This is a genomic window from Fusobacterium perfoetens ATCC 29250 (assembly GCF_000622245.1).
Taxonomy (GTDB): domain Bacteria; phylum Fusobacteriota; class Fusobacteriia; order Fusobacteriales; family Fusobacteriaceae; genus Fusobacterium_B; species Fusobacterium_B perfoetens.
Genome location: NZ_JHXW01000005.1, coordinates 1 through 18461, shown reverse-complemented (window position 1 = coordinate 18461; position 18461 = coordinate 1). Strand labels below are relative to the sequence as shown.

The window sequence follows — 18461 nt, the reverse complement described above, 5'->3', positions numbered from 1 at the left end:
TTTTGTATTTAAATTATAATTAGAAAGAATAAATAATTCCTCCACCAACAGCTGTAACAATATCATCATGAGCCAAAGGAGAATCAGATAACTCCTTAGATAATTTAGTTATTCCTACAAATCCAACTGTAGAAAAACTTTCAGTCAGTTGATAGTTTCCAAGTAATCCAATTCCACAAGTATATCCAGCTTTTCCATCATAAGCTCCATGAATATTATATGACTCAGGTCTATTGTATTTAGTTTCATGAGAATCTACACCAAAATAATAGTCCACCATTTTATTATTGTAGTAAGTATAATTGAAGCTAGGAACTAAAGTAAATTGAGAATTAATATAGAAAGGTTTATTAAGTTTTAAATGAATATTTCCTCCTTCTTTTCCATATTCTAAAGCTACAGAAGAAGTAACTTCAAATGGAATAAAAGTATAAGAAAATTCAGCTCCACCCATAAATTGAGTATCTCTATCATCAATTCCTTTGTAACCTGCATCCATATCTTTGGCTTCTATTTTATATCCTCCAAAAGGAATAGCATAAATAGAGAAAGAATAATTATCCTCTTCAATTAAATTGTATCCAAAAGCAAATCCATATGGTTTTCCTCCATCAATAAAAAATCCATTATATTCAATATCTACAAAGGGTAAAACATAATGAGGTTCATCACTTTTGAAAACTTTACTAGTAACTCCATATCCTAATCCAATACTGTTAGCATAAGCTCCTTGAGCAAGAATAGCTCCAATACCTAAAATTAAAAAAGTTTTTTTCATTTATTACCTCCAAATTATAAAATGACTTTTAAGTCATTTTGTAAAAATAAAGTATATCATATTTTTTAATATTAGTCAATGGAAAATAAAGTATAGTAATTGATTTTTATTTTATAATAAAGTATAATAAAATTATAAAATTATTACAAAGGGAGTAGTTTATGAAAGGAATAATATTAGCTGGAGGGTCAGGAACAAGATTATACCCTCTTACAATGGTAACATCAAAACAACTTTTACCAGTCTACGACAAACCAATGATATTTTATCCATTGTCAACTCTAATGTTAGCAGGGATAAAAGAGATTTTAATAATTTCAACACCACAAGATTTACCAAATTTTAAAAAACTTTTAGGAGATGGAAGTCAATATGGAATCTCTTTAAGTTATGCAGAACAACCAAGACCAGATGGACTTGCTCAAGCATTTTTAATTGGGGAAGAATTTATAGGAAATGATTCTTGTGCAATGATATTAGGAGATAATATTTTCTATGGAGCAGGACTTTCAAAACATTTAAAAGAAGCTGAAGCTAAAGAGGTTGGAGCAACAATTTTTGGTTATTATGTAAATGACCCAGAAAGATTTGGAATAGTGGAGTTTGACAAAGATGGAAAAGCCATATCAATAGAGGAAAAACCAGAACATCCAAAATCAAATTATTGTGTAACAGGATTATATTTCTATGATAATAGAGTTGTAGATTTTGCAAAAAAAGTAAGACCATCAAAAAGAGGAGAGTTAGAAATAACTGACTTAAATAAAATGTATTTAGAAGATGGAACATTAAATGTAATAACTTTAGGTAGAGGTTATGCTTGGTTAGATACAGGAACAATGGATTCACTAGCAGAAGCTACAGAGTTTATAAAAACAATAGAAAACCGTCAAGGAATACAAATAGCTTCTTTAGAAGAAATAGCATATTTACATAAATGGATAGATAAAGAGAAACTTTTAGAAGCAGCTAAAAAATATGGAAAATCAAATTATGGACAATATCTTTTAAAAGTAGCAGAGGATAAAATAAAATATTAGGAGAAAAAATGAAAGTTATAAAAACAGATATAGAAGATGTAGTTATAATAGAACCACAAGTTTTTGGAGATAATAGAGGTTGGTTTACTGAATCTTGGTCACAAAGAAAAATGGAAGAAGCTGGACTTTTCTATAATTTTGTACAAGATAACCATTCTTTTTCAGCAGTAAAAGGAACTTTAAGAGGTCTACATTTCCAAAAAGGAGAAGCTTCTCAAGCAAAACTTATAAGATGTGTAAGAGGAGCAGTTTTAGATGTAGCTGTAGATTTAAGAAAAAATTCTAAAACTTATAAAAAATGGGTTTCTTGTGTTTTATCAGAAGAAAATAAAAGACAGTTTTTAATCCCTAGAGGTTTTGCTCACGGATTTTTAACTTTAACTGATAATGTAGAATTTTTATATAAAGCTGATAACTATTATAACTTTGAAGCTGATAGAAATATAATTTGGAATGATGAAGAGCTAAATATCAATTGGGGAATTGAAAATCCAATTCTTTCTCCAAAAGATGCCAAAGCCCCAAAATTATCAGAAAGTGATGTAGATTTCTAAAAATATTGACTTTTTAACAAAAATATCTTATAATATATATGTAAATACCCGTTGGGTACTTTAAAGTTTGGATTCAAAAGGTCAGATAGAAGCTCTCAATTTCTTGAGAGCTTTTTTGTTTTATTTAGATATTCATTTTTGTAAAAAATAGGAATATAATCCTAATTTGAACTTTACAGATAATCATGTTAAATATTTAATAACTTTAGATGAAATTTTACTAAACTCTAATTATGATGGAATTAAAAGAGTAAATGTTATAGAGTGGCTTTTAAAAGAATAGAAGTTTTTATTTGATAAAAAAGTGAAGAATAAAATCTTCACTTTTTTGTTTTTTATATCCAACCTAAAACTTTTAATCCATTTTTTTCACAAGTGATTTTTATAGGAAAATGAGGTCCAGGTTCTCCATCAATATCAGTAGTATAATCTCCTTTATTTTTAACATCTATTTCTATCTCATCAGTTTTAAAATGTATAATACCTTTTGGGTAAGAGGTATTATTTTTTAACATTAAATGAGGGAGAATATATAATTTTTCTAAGAAATTTTCTTTAGGAATGATGATTACATCAAGAAAACCGTCATCAACTGTGGAATCATGAGCCACTTGAAAATTTCCAGCAGTTCTACCATTAAAAACAAAGAAAAGAATAGAGCTTCCCTCAAAAGAATACTCTTTAGATTTTACCATTAAATCTAACATTTTAAATTTAGGTAATTCCTTTATTCCTGTAAAATAATAAGCTAATTTTCCAAAAGTATTTTTATATTCAGTAGGAGTTTTTTGAGAAACATCTGTAAAAAGTCCAGAACTAAAAATATTTACAAAATATTTTCCATTAGCTTTTCCTAAATCTACAGTAGAAACTTCGCTATTTAATATCATATCAATGGAATATCTTATACTTTGAGGCATACCGATTAAATGAGCAAAATCATTAGCTGTACCAGCTGGAATCACTCCTATAGGTAAATCTATATTTTTTCTTTTCATAATATTTACAATTTCATTTACAGTTCCATCTCCACCAGAAATTAAAATATGATGAAAACTTTCATCAATATCTTCAAAAACATTTTCTAAATTAGAATCAAAACTAATTCTATAAGGAATTATAGTATAACCTTTTTTTTGATAAGAATAAATAATATAGTCTAGGTATTTAACAATTTCTTTTTCTCCAGAAAAAGGATTGTATAAAAACTTAACTTTTTTCATATATCCTCCTAAATTTTATTACAAGCTTTTTATAGTTTTAAATTATTAGCTTTAATATTTTAAATTATAACATCTTTAGATAAAAAAGGAAATATATAAATAGTAATTCCTATGTACAAATAATAAACAAAAATAAAAAACATTTGTTTTTATTAAAAAAACACTTTTATTTTTTTTTGAAATATGATAAGATAAAAAAATCTAAAATAAAGAGCCTAAGGCTTAAGATAAAATGGAGGACACAAATGATAAAATTAGAAAAACTTTACGAAACAGACAGAGAAATATTTGAAGCAATTGAACTAGAAAGAAAGAGACAAAATGAAGGAATTGAATTAATAGCCTCTGAAAACTTCGTGTCCCCATCCGTTTTAGAAGCTGCAGGTAGTATAATGACAAATAAATATGCTGAAGGATATCCAGATAAAAGATATTATGGTGGATGTATTTATGTAGATGTGGCAGAAAAATTAGCCATTGAAAGAGCAAAAAAGTTATTTAATGTAAATTATGTAAATGTTCAACCTCATTCAGGTTCACAAGCTAATATGGGAGTTTACAAAGCATTAATAAATATTGGAGATACAATTTTAGGAATGAGATTAGACCATGGGGGACATTTAACTCATGGAAAAAATGTAAACTTTTCAGGAAAAGATTACAATGTATATTCTTACAGTGTATCAAAAGAAACTGAATTAATAGATTATGACGAAGTTGAAAGAATTGCTATGGAAGTTAAACCAAAATTAATAGTAGCTGGAGCTAGTGCTTATGCAAGAGTTATAGATTTCAAAAAATTTAGAGAAATTGCTGATAAAGTAGGAGCTTATTTAATGGTAGACATGGCTCATATAGCTGGACTTGTAGCTACAGGAGAACATCCAAGTCCAATTCCTTATGCAGATGTTGTTACAACTACTACTCATAAAACTCTAAGAGGACCTCGTGGTGGAGTTATAATGACAAATAACGAAGAAATTGCAAAAAAAATAAATAAAACTATATTCCCTGGAATTCAAGGGGGACCATTAATGCACATAATAGCAGCTAAAGCTGTGGCATTCAAAGAAGCTTTAGAACCAAGCTTTAAAGAATATCAACATCAAGTTGTAAAAAATGCGAAAGTTTTAGCAAAAGTTCTTGAAGAAGGAGGACTTAGAATAGTTAGTGGTGGTACAGATAACCATATGGTATTAATAGATGTAAAAGCTAATAAAGGATTAACAGGAGCACAAGTTGAAAAAGCTTTAGAAATAGCTGGAATTACTGTAAATAAAAATGGAATTCCTTATGATACAGAAAAACCAATGGTAACAAGTGGAATAAGAATAGGTTCTCCAGCTATGACAACTAGAGGAATGAAAGAAAAAGAAATGGAGCAAATTGCAAAATTTATATTAGAGGTTGTTGATAATATAAATAATGTAGAAAAACTTCAAGAAATAAGAGAGGAAGTAAAAGCTCTTTGTTTAAAATTTCCTCTATATGAATAATGTTTCTAAATTTTAATAAAGATTATATAAGACAAAAGAAAAGGAAGCTTGGGCTTCTTTTTCTTTTTATTGTTTAGGAAATTATAAATTTTTGATAGAAAGTAAAATACCTTGAAAATAGTAAAAATTAAAAAAATAAGATTAAAAAATTTTAATAAAAAAACTGAGTAAAACTTTTTTAATGCTACTCAGCTTTTTTATAAAATATATTTTTATTAAATATTTACTTTAAAAAGTCTAGTTATTTCATAACCTAAAAATTCTTGTGCTTTCTTTTGAAAAATCTCTTTATCACCACTTACATAAAATTCAATCTTTCCTTTTTCATTTTTCGGATTAAAAAGATTATTAGCTTTTAATGTTCTAAATACTTCTCTAGCACACTCTTCTCCTGGGTCTAAAATATCTCCTTCAAAAATATCTTTGATATCATTAAGAATAAGAGGATAATGAGTACAAGCTAAAAGTAAAGCTTCAGCTGATTTTGGAATACGAGTGATATAATCAGCTAGTATAACTCTTCTGTCAGAAAAATTTTCCCAACCTTTTTCTATCATAGGACAAAGTTTTTCACATCCAACAGAATATATTTTCAAATTTTCATCTTTTTCCTTAATTTTTCTAGGATATTCTCCACTGTTTACAGTAAAAGGTGTACCTATTATTCCTATTTCTTTATAAGTATTATAAGGAATAGAATCTACAGCAGAATTAATTATTCCCACAATAGGAATAGGAGAAATTTTATGTAAATATTCATAAGCAGCTATTGAAGCAGTATTACAAGCTATAACTATTAATTTACAACCATTAGTAAATAGAAATCTTACTATTCTTTCACAAAGAGCTTGAATTTCCTCTTTTGTTTTTTCTCCATAAGGGACATTTTTTGTATCTCCAAAGTATATAATATTTTCATTAGGTAAAAGTCTAGAAATTTCCTTTAGGACAGTAATTCCACCAAGTCCAGAATCAAAAACTCCTATGTTGTAATCTTTATTCATTTATATATCCTCACTAAAATATTTCATAAATTAAACCCATATTAATTATAATGTATATTATATAATGTTAGAAAAAAAATATCAACTTATATTAGAAAAAAATCTGATAAAAATATTAAAAATTGAAAATAGATATAAAAAATGATAAGATATATAATAAGAAGAGAAATGGAGGTAATAATTTATGAATATAAAAAGGTTTTATACTGGCGGATTTATGACAAACAGCTATCTTCTATGGGATGAAAATAAAGAAGCATATTTATTTGATTGTGAAGGAGAAAGAATAGATAAAATTATAGATTTTATAAATGAAAATCAATTAGAATTAAAATATATTATTTTAACTCACGGACATTCAGACCATATTTGTGGATTAAATGCTATAAAAGAAGTTTACCCAGATGCTAAAGTATTTATTGGAGATGAGGATGCTGAGTGTTTAGTGGACCCAGCAAAAAATCATTCAACTTATATTTTTGGAATAAACTTTATATATAAAGGCTCTTTCAAAAGAATTAAAGATGGAGATATGATAGGAAAATTTTTAGTTATAGATACTCCAGGTCACACTAGAGGTTCTAAATGTTTCTTTGATAAAGAGGATAAAATTTTAATATCTGGAGATACAATGTTTAGAAGAAGTTTTGGAAGATATGATTTTCCAGAAAGTAGCGGAGAACAACTTTTTAATAGTCTAAGAAGACTTTGTAAATTACCAAGTGAAACAGTGGTGTATAGTGGACATACTGAAAGTACCACTATTGGAGAAGAAAGAATATTTTTAACATCACTAGGAATAATTTAAAGGAGGTTATTGATGAAAAATTATGATTTAGTTGTAGTTGGTGGAGGACCAGCAGGACTTACAGCAGCAATTTATGGTGGAAGAAGTAATTTATCAGTTTTAGTAATAGAAAAAAGAGATGTAGGAAGTTTGGCTATGGCTCACTCAATAGAAAATTATCCTGGTTTTCCTCAAGAGATTACAGGAAAAGCACTTCTTGAAAATATGAGAGAACAAGCTAAAAGATTTAATGTAGAATTTTTAGAGGGAACTTTTTTAGGAATAGATATATATTCAACCCCTAAAATTGTAAAAACAGATGTAGAAAATGTTGGAGCTAAAACAGTAGTGGTTGCTTTAGGAGCTGGTAAAAATTCTGGTAAAAAAATTCCTGGAGAAAAGGAATTTTTAGGAGCTGGTGTTTCATATTGTGCTACTTGTGATGGGGCTTTCACTAGAAATATGACAGTTTCTCTATTTGGAAAAGGTGAGGAGATAGCAGAGGAAGCTATGTTTTTAACTAGATTTTCAAAAGAGATTAATATATTTGTAACTGATAGTGAATTAAAATGTAGTGAGGAACAACTAAAACTTTTACAAGAAAATGAAAAGGTAAAAATTTATCTAAATGCTCAATTAAAAGAGCTTTCAGGAAATGAATATTTAGAAAAAGCTCTTGTTTCAGTAGATGGAGAGGAAAAAGAGTTTGAAACTCAATATGCTTTCCTATATCTTGGAACAAAAAATATGACAGAACTTTTAGGAGAGTTTGCTACATTAGATAAAGTAGGTTTTGTAGTTACAGATGAAACTATGAAAACAAATGTAGAGGGAATATATGTAGCTGGAGATATGGTAGCTAAAAAAGTTAGACAAGTAACTACTGCTGTAAATGATGGAACTATAGCTGGAATGGAAGCTATAAAATATATTTTAAAAAATAAATAAAATAAAAAAATAAAAAATATTAGAGTTGATGTAAATTAATTGTTTAAAAATTTTTAGTTTGCTTCAACTCTTTTTTATAGCAATATTTTAAATTTTATATTATAAAAAATATTATCAAATAAATATAAAATTTTAATTAAATATATAAATTTTATTTTATCAAAAAATAGAGTAAAAATCATTAATAAATTTTATTATAGTACGAAATCGAGAAAAAAATAATCATTTCAGTATAAAAATTTCTACAAAAAAACTAAAATCTTATTGACAAATTAAAATAAAGTTGCTAATATATTAATATAAAAATAATAAAAGCTGGAGAGGGGAGTGGCTATTAGAATTTTCATTTTTGAAAAAATTTTAGGCTACTTTTTTTCGTTAGGGGTGGAAGAATGTTAGTTATAGGTCATAGAGGAGCTTCTGCATATGCTCCAGAAAATACTTTATCTGCTTTAAAATTAGCTGTGGAACAAGGAGCCAATGGAGTAGAAATTGATGTCCAGTTAACAAAAGATGGGAAGTTAGTGGTTATTCATGACTGGAAAGTTGATAGGACTACTAATGGAAAAGGTTATATTTATCAATTAGATTTTGATTATATAAGAAGTTTAGATTGTGGAAGTTGGTTTTCTGAAAAGTTTAAAGGAGAAAGAGTTCCAACTCTAAAAGAAGTATTTGAAGTTGTACCTAAAGATGTTCTTCTAAATATAGAGATAAAAGAAATTGAAAGAGGAAGAGCTGATATTGAAAAACTTGTATTAAAAGAAATTTATGAAGCTGATAGATTAGATTCAGTTGTAATTTCATCATTCCATCATAGCATTATCCAATCATTACATAAATTAGAACCAAAATTAAAATTAGCTTTACTAACAGCTAGTGAAATTTTAAATTTACCAAAATATTTAGATGACAATGGATTAGTTTCTTATAGTTATCATCCAGAAATTAATTTAATAACGAAAAATACTGTAAAAGAATTAGAAGAAAAAGGAATAAAAACTTTTGTTTGGACAGTAAATACTGTTGTTGATTATCAATGGTTAGAAAGTATAGGTGTTCATGGAGTAATTACAAATTATCCAGATATTATGTTAAAGGAAAGCAATAAATAGTTAATAATACAGTTTGAAAGGAGAAAATTTATGAGAAAATTTAAAAGTCTTTTATTAGCTCTTACAGTTGGAGCATTTTTAATGGGATGTGGAGGAGAGAAAAAAGAAGCTGCAAAGGAAAATAAACCTTTAGAAATAAGAGTAAGTTATATTTTTAAAGATAATGAACCTACTCATATTGCTATGGCAGAAGCAGCGGAAAATATTAATAAGAGATTAGAAGGTCAAGTTGAATTATTACTATTCCCTAATGGACAATTACCTGTTTATAAAGATGGATTAGAGCAAGTTGTTAGAGGAGCTAATTTTATATCAGTAGAAGATTTAAGCTATATAGGAGATTATGTTCCTGAATTTACAGCTTTAGCAGGACCAATGTTATATGAAAATTATGATGAATATGTAAAATTAATGCATACAGATTATGTAGAAGGATTAAAGAAAAAAGCTGAAGAAAAAGGAATAAAAGTTTTATCACTTGATTATATATTTGGATTTAGAAGTTTAATAACTGATAAAAAAGTAGTTGAACCAAAAGATTTAAAAGGATTAAAAATCAGAGTTCCAGCTAGTAAATTATTTATAGATACTTTAAATGCTATGGGGGCAAGTGCTGTATCTATGCCATTTGGAGAAACAATATCAGCTTTACAACAAGGTGTTATTGATGGTTTAGAAGGTTCTTATGCAACTAACTATTTAACAAAAACTTATGAGTTAAGAAAGAAAATGAGTTTAACTCAACACTTCTTAGGAACTGCAGGAGTATATATTTCTACAAAAGTTTGGGATAGTTTAACAGATGAGCAAAGACAAGTAATGCAAGAAGAATTTGATAAAGCTGCTATAAATAATAATATTAGAATGGTTGATTTAGATAAAGAATTAATAGAAAAATTACAAGCTGCTGGTGTAGAAATTAACGAAGTTAATTTACCTGCATTTGCAAAATTAACTGAAGGAATTTATAAAAATTTAGGTACTCCAGAAGGAACTTATGAAAGAATACAAGAAGAATTAGCTAAAATTAGAAATGAAAAATAATCTATAAGTCTAATATGTAAAGTTTAACAGAGGCTTCTTTAAATAAAATTAAAGAAGCCTCATTTAATAAGAGAGGTATACTTATGAAAAAAATATTAAATAATTTAGAAGAGATAATAGCTGGAATATTTATCTGTATAACAGTTTCTAGTGTAATTTTAAATGTTATGTTGAGAACTTTTGGTGGTTCTCCAATCTCAAGTGCTGAAGAGATAGCTACAACTTCATTTATATGGAGTATATATATTGGTGGAGCTGCTTGTTTTAAGAAAAAAATGCACATAGGTGTTGATATGCTTGTACAATTACTACCTAAAAAAATGCAAAAAATTTTTATGGTTTTAGTAAATATTTTTGTAACAGTTTTAACAGGAGTTTTATTTTATTTAAGTATTATTTTTACAAAATATTCTGTATCTAAACCAACATCTGTATTAGGAATTTCATCAGCCTATGTAAATTCAGCTTTAATAGTTGGATTTGGATTAATATTATTTCATTCTATAGGGTTTACAATAAAAGCTATTAGAGATATAAATAAGGAGGGAGATAAATAATGGAAAAATTATTACCAGTTTTAATACTTTTTATTTTATTTTTCTGTAATATTCCAATTTCCTTTGCTTTGTTTGCATCATCACTATTTTACTTTTTATTTATGAATACAAACACTTTTGCAGATTTAATATTACAAACTTTTATAAAAAGTGCTGAATCTTTCCCATTACTTGCTATTCCATTTTTTATAATGGCTGGAGCTGTAATGAATTATTCAGGAATCAGTGATAAATTAATGAAAATGGCAGAAGTTTTATCTGGACATATGAAAGGAGGACTTGCTCAAGTAAATGTTCTTCTAAGTGTGCTTATGGGTGGAATTTCTGGTTCAGCTAATGCTGATGCAGCTATGGAGTGTAAAATATTAGTTCCAGAGATGACAAAAAGAGGATTTTCAAAATCTTTCTCAGCAGCTATAACAGCAGCATCTTCAGCTATTACTCCTGTAATACCTCCTGGAATAAATTTAATTATTTATTCTTTAATAGCCAATGTATCTGTTGCTAAAATGTTTTTAGCTGGTTATGTTCCAGGATTTTTAATGTGTATAGCTTTAATGGTTACTGTAAGTATAATTTCGAGAAAAAGAGGTTATGGAGCTACAAGAGAAAAAAGAGCTACAGGCAAAGAGGTTGCTCTTCAAATGAAGGATTCTATTTGGGCTTTACTTTTACCATTTGGAATTATTTTAGGAATGAGAGTTGGATTTTTTACTCCTACAGAAGCTGGAGCTATGGCAGTATTATATTGTTTATTTATTGGATTTTTTATTTATAAAGAATTAAAAATAGAGCATTTGGCTGGAATTGTAAAAGAAACTGTCTATGGGACAAGTAGTGTTATGTTTATAATTATTGGAGCTGGAGTTTTTGGACAATATTTGAATTGGGAAAGAATTCCACATATTATTGGAGAATATTTAATGAATATAACTTCTAGTCCTATTGCTTTCCTATTAATAGTAAATGCTATTTTATTACTTATTGGAATGTTTATAGAAGGTGGAGCAGCTATGATTATTTTAGCACCACTTTTAATTCCTACAGCAAGAAGTTTAGGAATAGACCCAGTACATTTTGGAATAGTTATGATTGTTAATATTATGATAGGAGGAATCACTCCACCATTTGGTTCTATGATGTTCTTAACATGTTCTATAGTAGATGTTCCTATTAAAGAGTTTGTAAAAGAATCTCTACCATTTATAGTAGCATTGTTTATAGTTTTAGTGATAGTAACATTCTGTCCAAAACTTATGCTATTACTTCCAAATTTAATTTAAAATAGAGAAAAAATATATATTGTGGTATTGCATAATTTTGCAATACCTTTTTAATATTTTTAAAGTGTTTATAATTTGTAAAATTAAAATATACAAAATAAAATCAAATTATATTAAATAACAATACGATTTTAAAAAAGAAAAATTGATTATTTTTTCAAACTAATGAAACAATGCTTAAAATTTATATAATATTATATTATTTTTGAAAATAATTTTCCATAAGATAACAAAAAAACATTGACAAAAAAATTTAAAACTGTTATCATATAGATATAAAAATACATAAAAGCTGGAGAGGGGAGTAGCTTAGGTGAGTTCTAATTTAGAACTTTATTTAAACTACTTTTTATTTTTAGCAATTAAGTTTTGAATGGAAAATATTTTATTTTCTATTAACACAAAGTAAAAGGAGTTCTAAAAAATTTTGAAAGGAGAAATTTCATGAAAAAATTTAAGAGTTTTTTACTAGCACTTACAGTAGGAGTATTTTTAATTGGTTGTGGTGGAGAAAAAAAAGATTCTGCTAAAGCCGAGAAAAGAGTTATAAAAGTAAGTACAAAATTTGTTGATGATGAACAAACAGCAAAATCTTTAGTAAAGGTTGTTGAAAGAGTTAATGAAAGAAGTAATGGAACTTTAGAGTTACAATTATTTACAGGTGGAACATTACCAATAGGAAAAGATGGTATAGAACAAGTAGTTAATGGTTCAGATTGGATATTTGTAGATGGAGTTAACTTCTTAGGAGATTATGTTCCAGATTATAATGCTGTTACAGGGCCTTTATTATATCAAACATTTGATGAATATCTAAGAATGGTTAGAACACCTTTAGTTCAAAATTTAAATAAACAAGCTGAAGAAAAAGGAATAAAAGTGTTATCACTAGATTGGTTATTTGGATTCAGAAGTATGATGACTAAAAAACCTATCAGAACTCCAGCAGATATGAAAGGAGTTAAATTAAGAGTTCCTACTAGCCAATTATATACATTTACAATAGAAGCTTTAGGAGGAAACCCTGTTGCAATGCCATATCCAGATACATATGCAGCTATTCAACAAGGTGTAATTGATGGTGTTGAAGGTTCAATATTAACTTACTATGGAACTAAACAATATGAAAACGTAAAAGAATACTCTCTAACAAAACACCTTTTAGGAGTTTCAGCAGTTTGTATATCTACAAAAGTTTGGGATAGTTTAACTGAAGAACAAAGAACTATATTACAAGAAGAATTTGATGCTGGAGCACAAGATAACTTAGAACAAACTATAAAATTAGAAAAAGAATATGAGGAAAAATTAAAAGAATTAGGTGTTAGATTCTATGAAGTTGATGGGGAAGCATTTAATAAAGCTGTTGCCCCTGTATATACTAAATTCCCTAAATGGACTCCTGGAATCTATGAAGAGATAATGAAAGAACTAACAAAAATAAGAGAAGATATAAAAAACGGTAAATAGAATCTATAATATTTATAATAGGGGAGAAATCCCCTATTATAAATATTTTTATGAAAAATCAGAGGTGAGAAATGAGAGATTTTTTGAAAAAATTTGAATTATATATTGGAAGTTTTTTCATTGCTATAACTACAATAGTAGTAGTTATGAATGTATTTACAAGATATGTATTAAAATTTACATATTTTTGGGCAGAGGAAATAGCAGTAGGTTGTTTTGTATGGACTATATTTTTAGGAACAGCTGCAGCATATAGAGAAAAAGCATTGATTGGTGTAGAGGCTGTTGTAGTTTTACTTCCAAAAAAAATTAGAAAAATAGTTGAATTTTTAGTGTATATATTATTATTTATTTTGAGTAGTTTGATGTTTTATTTTAGTTATACATATGTAGCATCATCTTCTAAAATAACAGCAGCATTAGAGATATCATATGCATATATAAATTCATCTATAATTATTTCTTTTGGATTAATGTCTTTATACTCTCTATTATTTGTAATAGAAAGTTTTAAAGAATTAATAAAAGGTAAAGAATAGGAGGTAAAAGAATGAATGCATTATCACCAGTAATAGTGCTATTTATATTATTTTTCTTAAATATTCCTATAGGATTTGCTCTTATGGGTTCAGCACTATTTTACTTTATGTTTATAAATCAAACTATGGCAATGAACATGGTTATACAACAATTTGTTACATCAGTAGAATCATTTCCATATTTAGCAGTTCCATTTTTTATAATGGTAGGTTCTGTAATGAATTATTCAGGAATTAGTGAGCAACTTATGAATATGGCAGAAATATTAGCTGGTCATATGAAAGGAGGACTTGCTCAAGTAAACTGTTTATTAAGTGCTATGATGGGAGGAATTTCTGGGTCAGCTAATGCAGATGCTGCAATGCAATCAAAAATTTTAGTTCCAGAAATGATAAAGAAAGGATTTTCTCCATCATTTTCTGCAGCAGTAACAGCAGCTTCTTCAGCAGTTAGTCCTGTAATTCCACCTGGAACAAACTTAATATTATATGCTTTAATAGCAAATGTTCCTGTAGGAGATATGTTTTTAGCAGGATATACTCCAGGAATTTTAATGACTGTTGCTATGATGATAACAGTATATATTATATCTGTAAAAAGAGGATATGCTCCATCAAGAGAAAAGATGGCTAGTCCAAAGGAAGTTTTTAATCAAGCAATAAAATCTATATGGGCTCTTGCAATTCCATTTGGAATAATTTTAGGAATGCGTATGGGAATGTTTACTCCAACAGAAGCAGGAGGAGTAGCAGTGGTATTTTGTTTCTTAGTAGGTTTCTTTGTTTATAAACAACTAAAATTAAAACATATACCTATTATTTTAATGGAAACTGTAAAAAGTACAGGTTCTGTTATGATAATTATAGCAAGTGCAAAAGTTTTTGGATATTATATGACATTAGAAAGAATTCCTCAAATAATAACACAGGCATTAATGGACTTTACAGATAATAAATTTTTATTATTAATAGTTATAAATTTATTATTATTATTTGTTGGAATGTTTATAGAAGGAGGGGCAGCTCTAGTAATATTAGCTCCATTATTAGTACCAGCTGTTAAAGGATTAGGTGTAGACCCTCTTCATTTTGGTGTAATTTTCATAGTAAATATAATGATAGGTGGATTAACACCTCCATTTGGTTCTATGATGTTTACAGTATGTTCTATAGTCAATGTACGGTTAGAAGATTTTATAAAAGAAGTCTGGCCATTTATTGTATCTTTATTAGTTGTTTTATTAATAGTAACTTATTCAGAAAATATTGCATTATTTATTCCAAATTTATTTAGATAAATGTTAATTTTATATTGAGCGGAGAATGGAGAGCTTTTACAAAATTTGTAAAGCTCTTTATTTATTTTTTAGGAGGAGATTATGAATGATTCTTTCAATTTAATATTATCAAATAGAGAAATTATAGTTAGAATTATCGCAGCTATTTTAGTAGGAGGAATAATTGGATATGAAAGAGGTGTTCATAATAGGCCAGCAGGATTTAGAACACATATTTTAGTGTGTTTAGGAGCTTGTATAGTTTCAATGATTCAAGACCAATTAAGAGTAAATATTATTAATTTTGCAATATTATATCCAGATATATCTCAAGTAATAAAAACAGATTTAGGAAGAATAGGAGCTCAAGTAGTTAGTGGAATAGGATTTTTAGGTGCTGGAACTATTATGAGAGATAAAGGAACTGTTGGAGGACTTACAACAGCAGCTTCAATTTGGGCAACAGGATGTTTAGGAATAGGAATTGGTTGGGGATTTTACTCTTTAGCTATTCCAGCTGGAATAGCTATTATAGTGGTATTAGTTACTTTGAAACAATTAGAAAGGTCTTTAATAAATAAACAATATATTCTTGATGTAGAAGTGGTTTTTACAAATAAATCTTCTATAAGTATGTGTTCAGTAAATATTTATGATATTTTAAGAACTATGGATATAAAAATAAAAAATATACAAAAAATAGAAAATGAAAGAAGAATTATTTATTCTTTAATAGTACCTAAACAGCTTAATTATTTAGATTTAATATCTAAAATATCATGTTATGATTTTGTTGAATCTGTAAACATAAAATAAAAAAATTATATTTTACCATTTTTTGATTTTATATTTTCTTGATAAAATTTTTGTTATAAGATACTATATAACAAAATAAAAGGAGGGATAAAAATGGTAAATATAAATATTGAAAAATGTATAGGCTGTGGAAAATGTATAAAAGTATGTTTTCCAAGAAATATTTTTTTAGAAAATGGAAAAGCTAAAATAAAAAGAGAATGTATGATGTGTGGTCATTGTTTAGCTATATGTCCTGTATCAGCTGTAACATTACCTGATTATTTAAGTGATAATATACAAGAATATAATGAAGAGACTTTTAAAATAACTCCAGAAAATCTTCTAAATTTTATAAAATTTAGAAGAAGTATAAGAGATTACCAACAAAAAGAGATAGAAATAGAAAAGTTAAAAAATATGCCATCAAACGATCCTAGTCTTAGATGGAAAGATAAATGGTTTGAAAAATATCAAGAATATAAAGAAAAAAGACCAGAAACAGATATGTTTTTCTTTAATGCTTCTATGATTATGTTAATAATAGCTGAAGATGAATTAGATGGAGGATTAGCAGCTTCTAATGCAGAAAAAATGGCTGTTGCTCAAGGTTTAGGAGTATTATTTAGTAGTTTTATAAAAATTAGTTTAAACCATAGTAATCAAATAAATAAATTTTTAGGACTAAAAAACAAAGAAAGAATAATTGCTTGTATGTTATTAGGTTATCCAAAAAATAAATATCTAAGAACAGTTCCAAGAAAAGAAAAAGAATTAGAAATTTTATAAATAAAAAAAGATGTTGTGTTTACAACATCTTTTTTTTATGATTTAAATATTTATTATTGATTTTTTAATGCATTATCTCTAAATTCTTTAGGTCTTATTCCTGTATATTTTTTAAAAACTTTTGTAAAATAACTACTATCTTCCATACCTAACTCAAAAGAAATTTCACTTATGCTTTTAGTAGTATATTTTAAAAGATATTTAGCTTGTTTTATTTTTTTTCTAGTTACAAAATCTATAAAAGTTTTACCAGTTTCTTTTTTAAATGCTCTAGTAAATTGAGAGACACTCATATTACAACAAGCAGCAGCTTCAGCTAAAGAGATATTTCCATTAAGATTTTTATTTATATATATAATTGCTGCTCCAATAGGTAAATCATTTAAACAAATTCTGTTATCGGATACATTATTTTCAATTTTATGTGTAGACCATTTTCTAGATTTTATACATTGAGTTATATAACTAGAAGTATAAGATAATAAATTAGCAACACTTGTTATTTCGGAAAAAGTCATTCTTTTTAATTGTTTATAATTTTCTTCTAATTTATATCCATCTACGTTTTTTCCCAAATTATCATTCATAACTTGTTGAATATTAAAAGTTTTTTCATCTTCTAATACTATTTGTCCTACAATAAATGCTCCTAATAACTCATTATCATATAAAATAGGAACTATCATATCAACTAATCCAGAATGACATCTATAAATATATGGTTTTAATGTTAAAAAAGTTTTATTTAAAGCATGCATATCACATTTTTCACATAATAAGTTCAAATTTTTATTATTTCTAAACATATTACAAAAATTTGAAAAATTACCTTTTTCAGTAATATAATTTCCTTCTCTATCAACGATAAGAACAGCAAGTTTAGTAACGTCTATTATTTCGTTTTGTATTTTTATTAATTCACTTTTATATCTTTTTAGCATAAATACCCCTTTAAAGTAATTAACATAAATAAAGCATATGTATTATATCACAAAAATTAAAAAAAATATATAAAAGAAAAACAAAGAAGAAAAAATGTAAAATAAAAACATGAAAATGTATTTAAAAAAAAATAATACTTCTTATTTGAAACAAAAAGATGTTAAATGTTATTTATATAAAATAGTAAAATTTGATGAGAAAATGGTAAAAAAAAGACAAAATTAAAAAAAATGATTAAATTTTTCTATTTTTCAGTATTAAATTAACTTGTTAGAAAAAATTTTTTGAAGTATTATATTTGTGTAAAGAGAAATAAACATAAACATAAATAAAGCTTGGGAGAATAGGAGAAGCTTAAAGAATAATCTTAAAATATGAGGTTATTTTTTAAGTTTCTTTATTTATCTGGAGGGGACAATGAATGAAAAATATATTATAGCATTAGACCAAGGAACTACTAGCTCAAGAGCTATTGTTTTTGATAGTGACCAAAAAATTGTTGGTGTTTCTCAAAAAGAATTTACTCAAATTTATCCTAAAGAAGGTTGGGTTGAACATGACCCTATGGAAATTTGGTCAAGTCAAAGTGGGGTTTTAGCTGAGGTAATTGCTAGAGAGGGAATTTCTCAACATGATATTATAGGTATTGGTATTACTAACCAAAGAGAAACTACTATTGTTTGGGATAAAAATACTGGAAAACCTGTTTACAATGCTATTGTTTGGCAATGTAGAAGAACTGCAAAAATTTGTGATGAACTTAAAAAAATAGATGGTTTAGAAGAATATGTAAAAGAAAATACAGGACTTTTAATTGATG

At 26.8% G+C, this 18461-nt stretch carries 19 protein-coding genes; 15 read left to right on the top strand and 4 right to left on the bottom strand.

Annotation, left to right across the window (positions count from 1 at the left end; translation table 11 throughout):
• Positions 1–19: 19 nt before the first annotated feature.
• Complete coding sequence (locus T364_RS0102515; RefSeq protein ID WP_027128178.1) at positions 20–778, bottom strand: MipA/OmpV family protein; 759 nt, start codon at positions 776–778, stop codon at positions 20–22.
• 161 nt (positions 779–939) lie between these two features.
• Here T364_RS0102515 and rfbA point away from each other — a divergent pair, with 161 nt between their 5' ends.
• A complete protein-coding gene (gene rfbA, locus T364_RS0102510) occupies positions 940–1818 on the top strand; it encodes a glucose-1-phosphate thymidylyltransferase RfbA (RefSeq protein WP_027128177.1) in 879 nt (292 codons plus the stop codon).
• 8 nt (positions 1819–1826) lie between these two features.
• Positions 1827–2372, top strand: a complete 546-nt coding sequence (rfbC, locus tag T364_RS0102505; protein WP_027128176.1) for a dTDP-4-dehydrorhamnose 3,5-epimerase — start codon at positions 1827–1829, stop codon at positions 2370–2372.
• Positions 2373–2707: 335 nt separating this feature from the next.
• On the opposite strand, the gene T364_RS0102495 is transcribed toward rfbC, so the two are convergent.
• On the bottom strand, positions 2708–3595 hold the full coding sequence (locus T364_RS0102495; protein ID WP_027128175.1) for a YegS/Rv2252/BmrU family lipid kinase: 888 nt from the start codon (positions 3593–3595) through the stop codon (positions 2708–2710).
• 245 nt (positions 3596–3840) lie between these two features.
• Here T364_RS0102495 and glyA point away from each other — a divergent pair, with 245 nt between their 5' ends.
• Positions 3841–5091: a serine hydroxymethyltransferase gene (gene glyA / locus T364_RS0102490; protein ID WP_027128174.1), complete on the top strand. Its 1251-nt coding sequence runs from the start codon at positions 3841–3843 to the stop codon at positions 5089–5091.
• Between the two features lie 215 nt (positions 5092–5306).
• Here the strand turns inward: glyA and murI are convergent, their stop codons facing one another.
• Positions 5307–6095 carry a glutamate racemase gene (murI, locus tag T364_RS0102485; protein WP_027128173.1) on the bottom strand — a complete coding sequence of 263 codons (789 nt, stop codon included), beginning with the start codon at positions 6093–6095 and terminating at the stop codon, positions 5307–5309.
• Positions 6096–6279: 184 nt separating this feature from the next.
• Here murI and T364_RS0102480 point away from each other — a divergent pair, with 184 nt between their 5' ends.
• The 11 genes from T364_RS0102480 (at position 6280) to T364_RS0102430 (ending at position 16699) form a co-directional block, all read left to right on the top strand.
• Complete coding sequence (locus T364_RS0102480) at positions 6280–6903, top strand: MBL fold metallo-hydrolase (RefSeq protein WP_027128172.1); 624 nt, start codon at positions 6280–6282, stop codon at positions 6901–6903.
• A gap of 9 nt (positions 6904–6912) precedes the next feature.
• Positions 6913–7830 carry an NAD(P)/FAD-dependent oxidoreductase gene (locus tag T364_RS0102475; protein WP_027128171.1) on the top strand — a complete coding sequence of 306 codons (918 nt, stop codon included), beginning with the start codon at positions 6913–6915 and terminating at the stop codon, positions 7828–7830.
• A 392-nt stretch (positions 7831–8222) separates the two neighbouring features.
• Positions 8223–8945, top strand: coding sequence for a glycerophosphodiester phosphodiesterase (locus T364_RS0102470; protein WP_027128170.1), 723 nt, complete (start codon positions 8223–8225; stop codon positions 8943–8945).
• A gap of 30 nt (positions 8946–8975) precedes the next feature.
• Positions 8976–9989, top strand: a complete 1014-nt coding sequence (locus tag T364_RS0102465; RefSeq protein WP_027128169.1) for a C4-dicarboxylate TRAP transporter substrate-binding protein — start codon at positions 8976–8978, stop codon at positions 9987–9989.
• 83 nt (positions 9990–10072) lie between these two features.
• Positions 10073–10546 (top strand): TRAP transporter small permease, encoded by a 474-nt coding sequence (locus tag T364_RS0102460; protein ID WP_027128168.1) that lies wholly within the window; start codon positions 10073–10075, stop codon positions 10544–10546.
• Entirely contained in the window at positions 10546–11829 is a 1284-nt protein-coding gene (locus tag T364_RS0102455; protein ID WP_027128167.1) for a TRAP transporter large permease, read from the top strand. Before T364_RS0102460 ends, T364_RS0102455 begins: the two co-directional genes overlap by 1 nt.
• 444 nt (positions 11830–12273) lie before the next feature.
• Positions 12274–13299 carry a C4-dicarboxylate TRAP transporter substrate-binding protein gene (locus tag T364_RS0102450; protein WP_027128166.1) on the top strand — a complete coding sequence of 342 codons (1026 nt, stop codon included), beginning with the start codon at positions 12274–12276 and terminating at the stop codon, positions 13297–13299.
• Between the two features lie 71 nt (positions 13300–13370).
• A complete protein-coding gene (locus tag T364_RS0102445) occupies positions 13371–13838 on the top strand; it encodes a TRAP transporter small permease (protein ID WP_027128165.1) in 468 nt (155 codons plus the stop codon).
• An 11-nt stretch (positions 13839–13849) separates the two neighbouring features.
• On the top strand, positions 13850–15136 hold the full coding sequence (locus T364_RS0102440) for a TRAP transporter large permease (RefSeq protein WP_027128164.1): 1287 nt from the start codon (positions 13850–13852) through the stop codon (positions 15134–15136).
• Between the two features lie 81 nt (positions 15137–15217).
• A complete protein-coding gene (locus T364_RS0102435) occupies positions 15218–15931 on the top strand; it encodes an MgtC/SapB family protein (RefSeq protein ID WP_027128163.1) in 714 nt (237 codons plus the stop codon).
• 93 nt (positions 15932–16024) lie between these two features.
• Positions 16025–16699 (top strand): 4Fe-4S dicluster domain-containing protein, encoded by a 675-nt coding sequence (locus tag T364_RS0102430; protein ID WP_027128162.1) that lies wholly within the window; start codon positions 16025–16027, stop codon positions 16697–16699.
• A gap of 53 nt (positions 16700–16752) precedes the next feature.
• Here the strand turns inward: T364_RS0102430 and T364_RS10945 are convergent, their stop codons facing one another.
• A complete protein-coding gene (locus T364_RS10945) occupies positions 16753–17640 on the bottom strand; it encodes a PocR ligand-binding domain-containing protein (RefSeq protein WP_027128161.1) in 888 nt (295 codons plus the stop codon).
• A 418-nt stretch (positions 17641–18058) separates the two neighbouring features.
• On the opposite strand from T364_RS10945, the gene T364_RS10335 reads away from it, so the two are divergent.
• A partial coding sequence (locus T364_RS10335) for an FGGY family carbohydrate kinase (RefSeq protein ID WP_035945243.1) occupies positions 18059–18461 on the top strand: 403 nt, incomplete at its 3' end.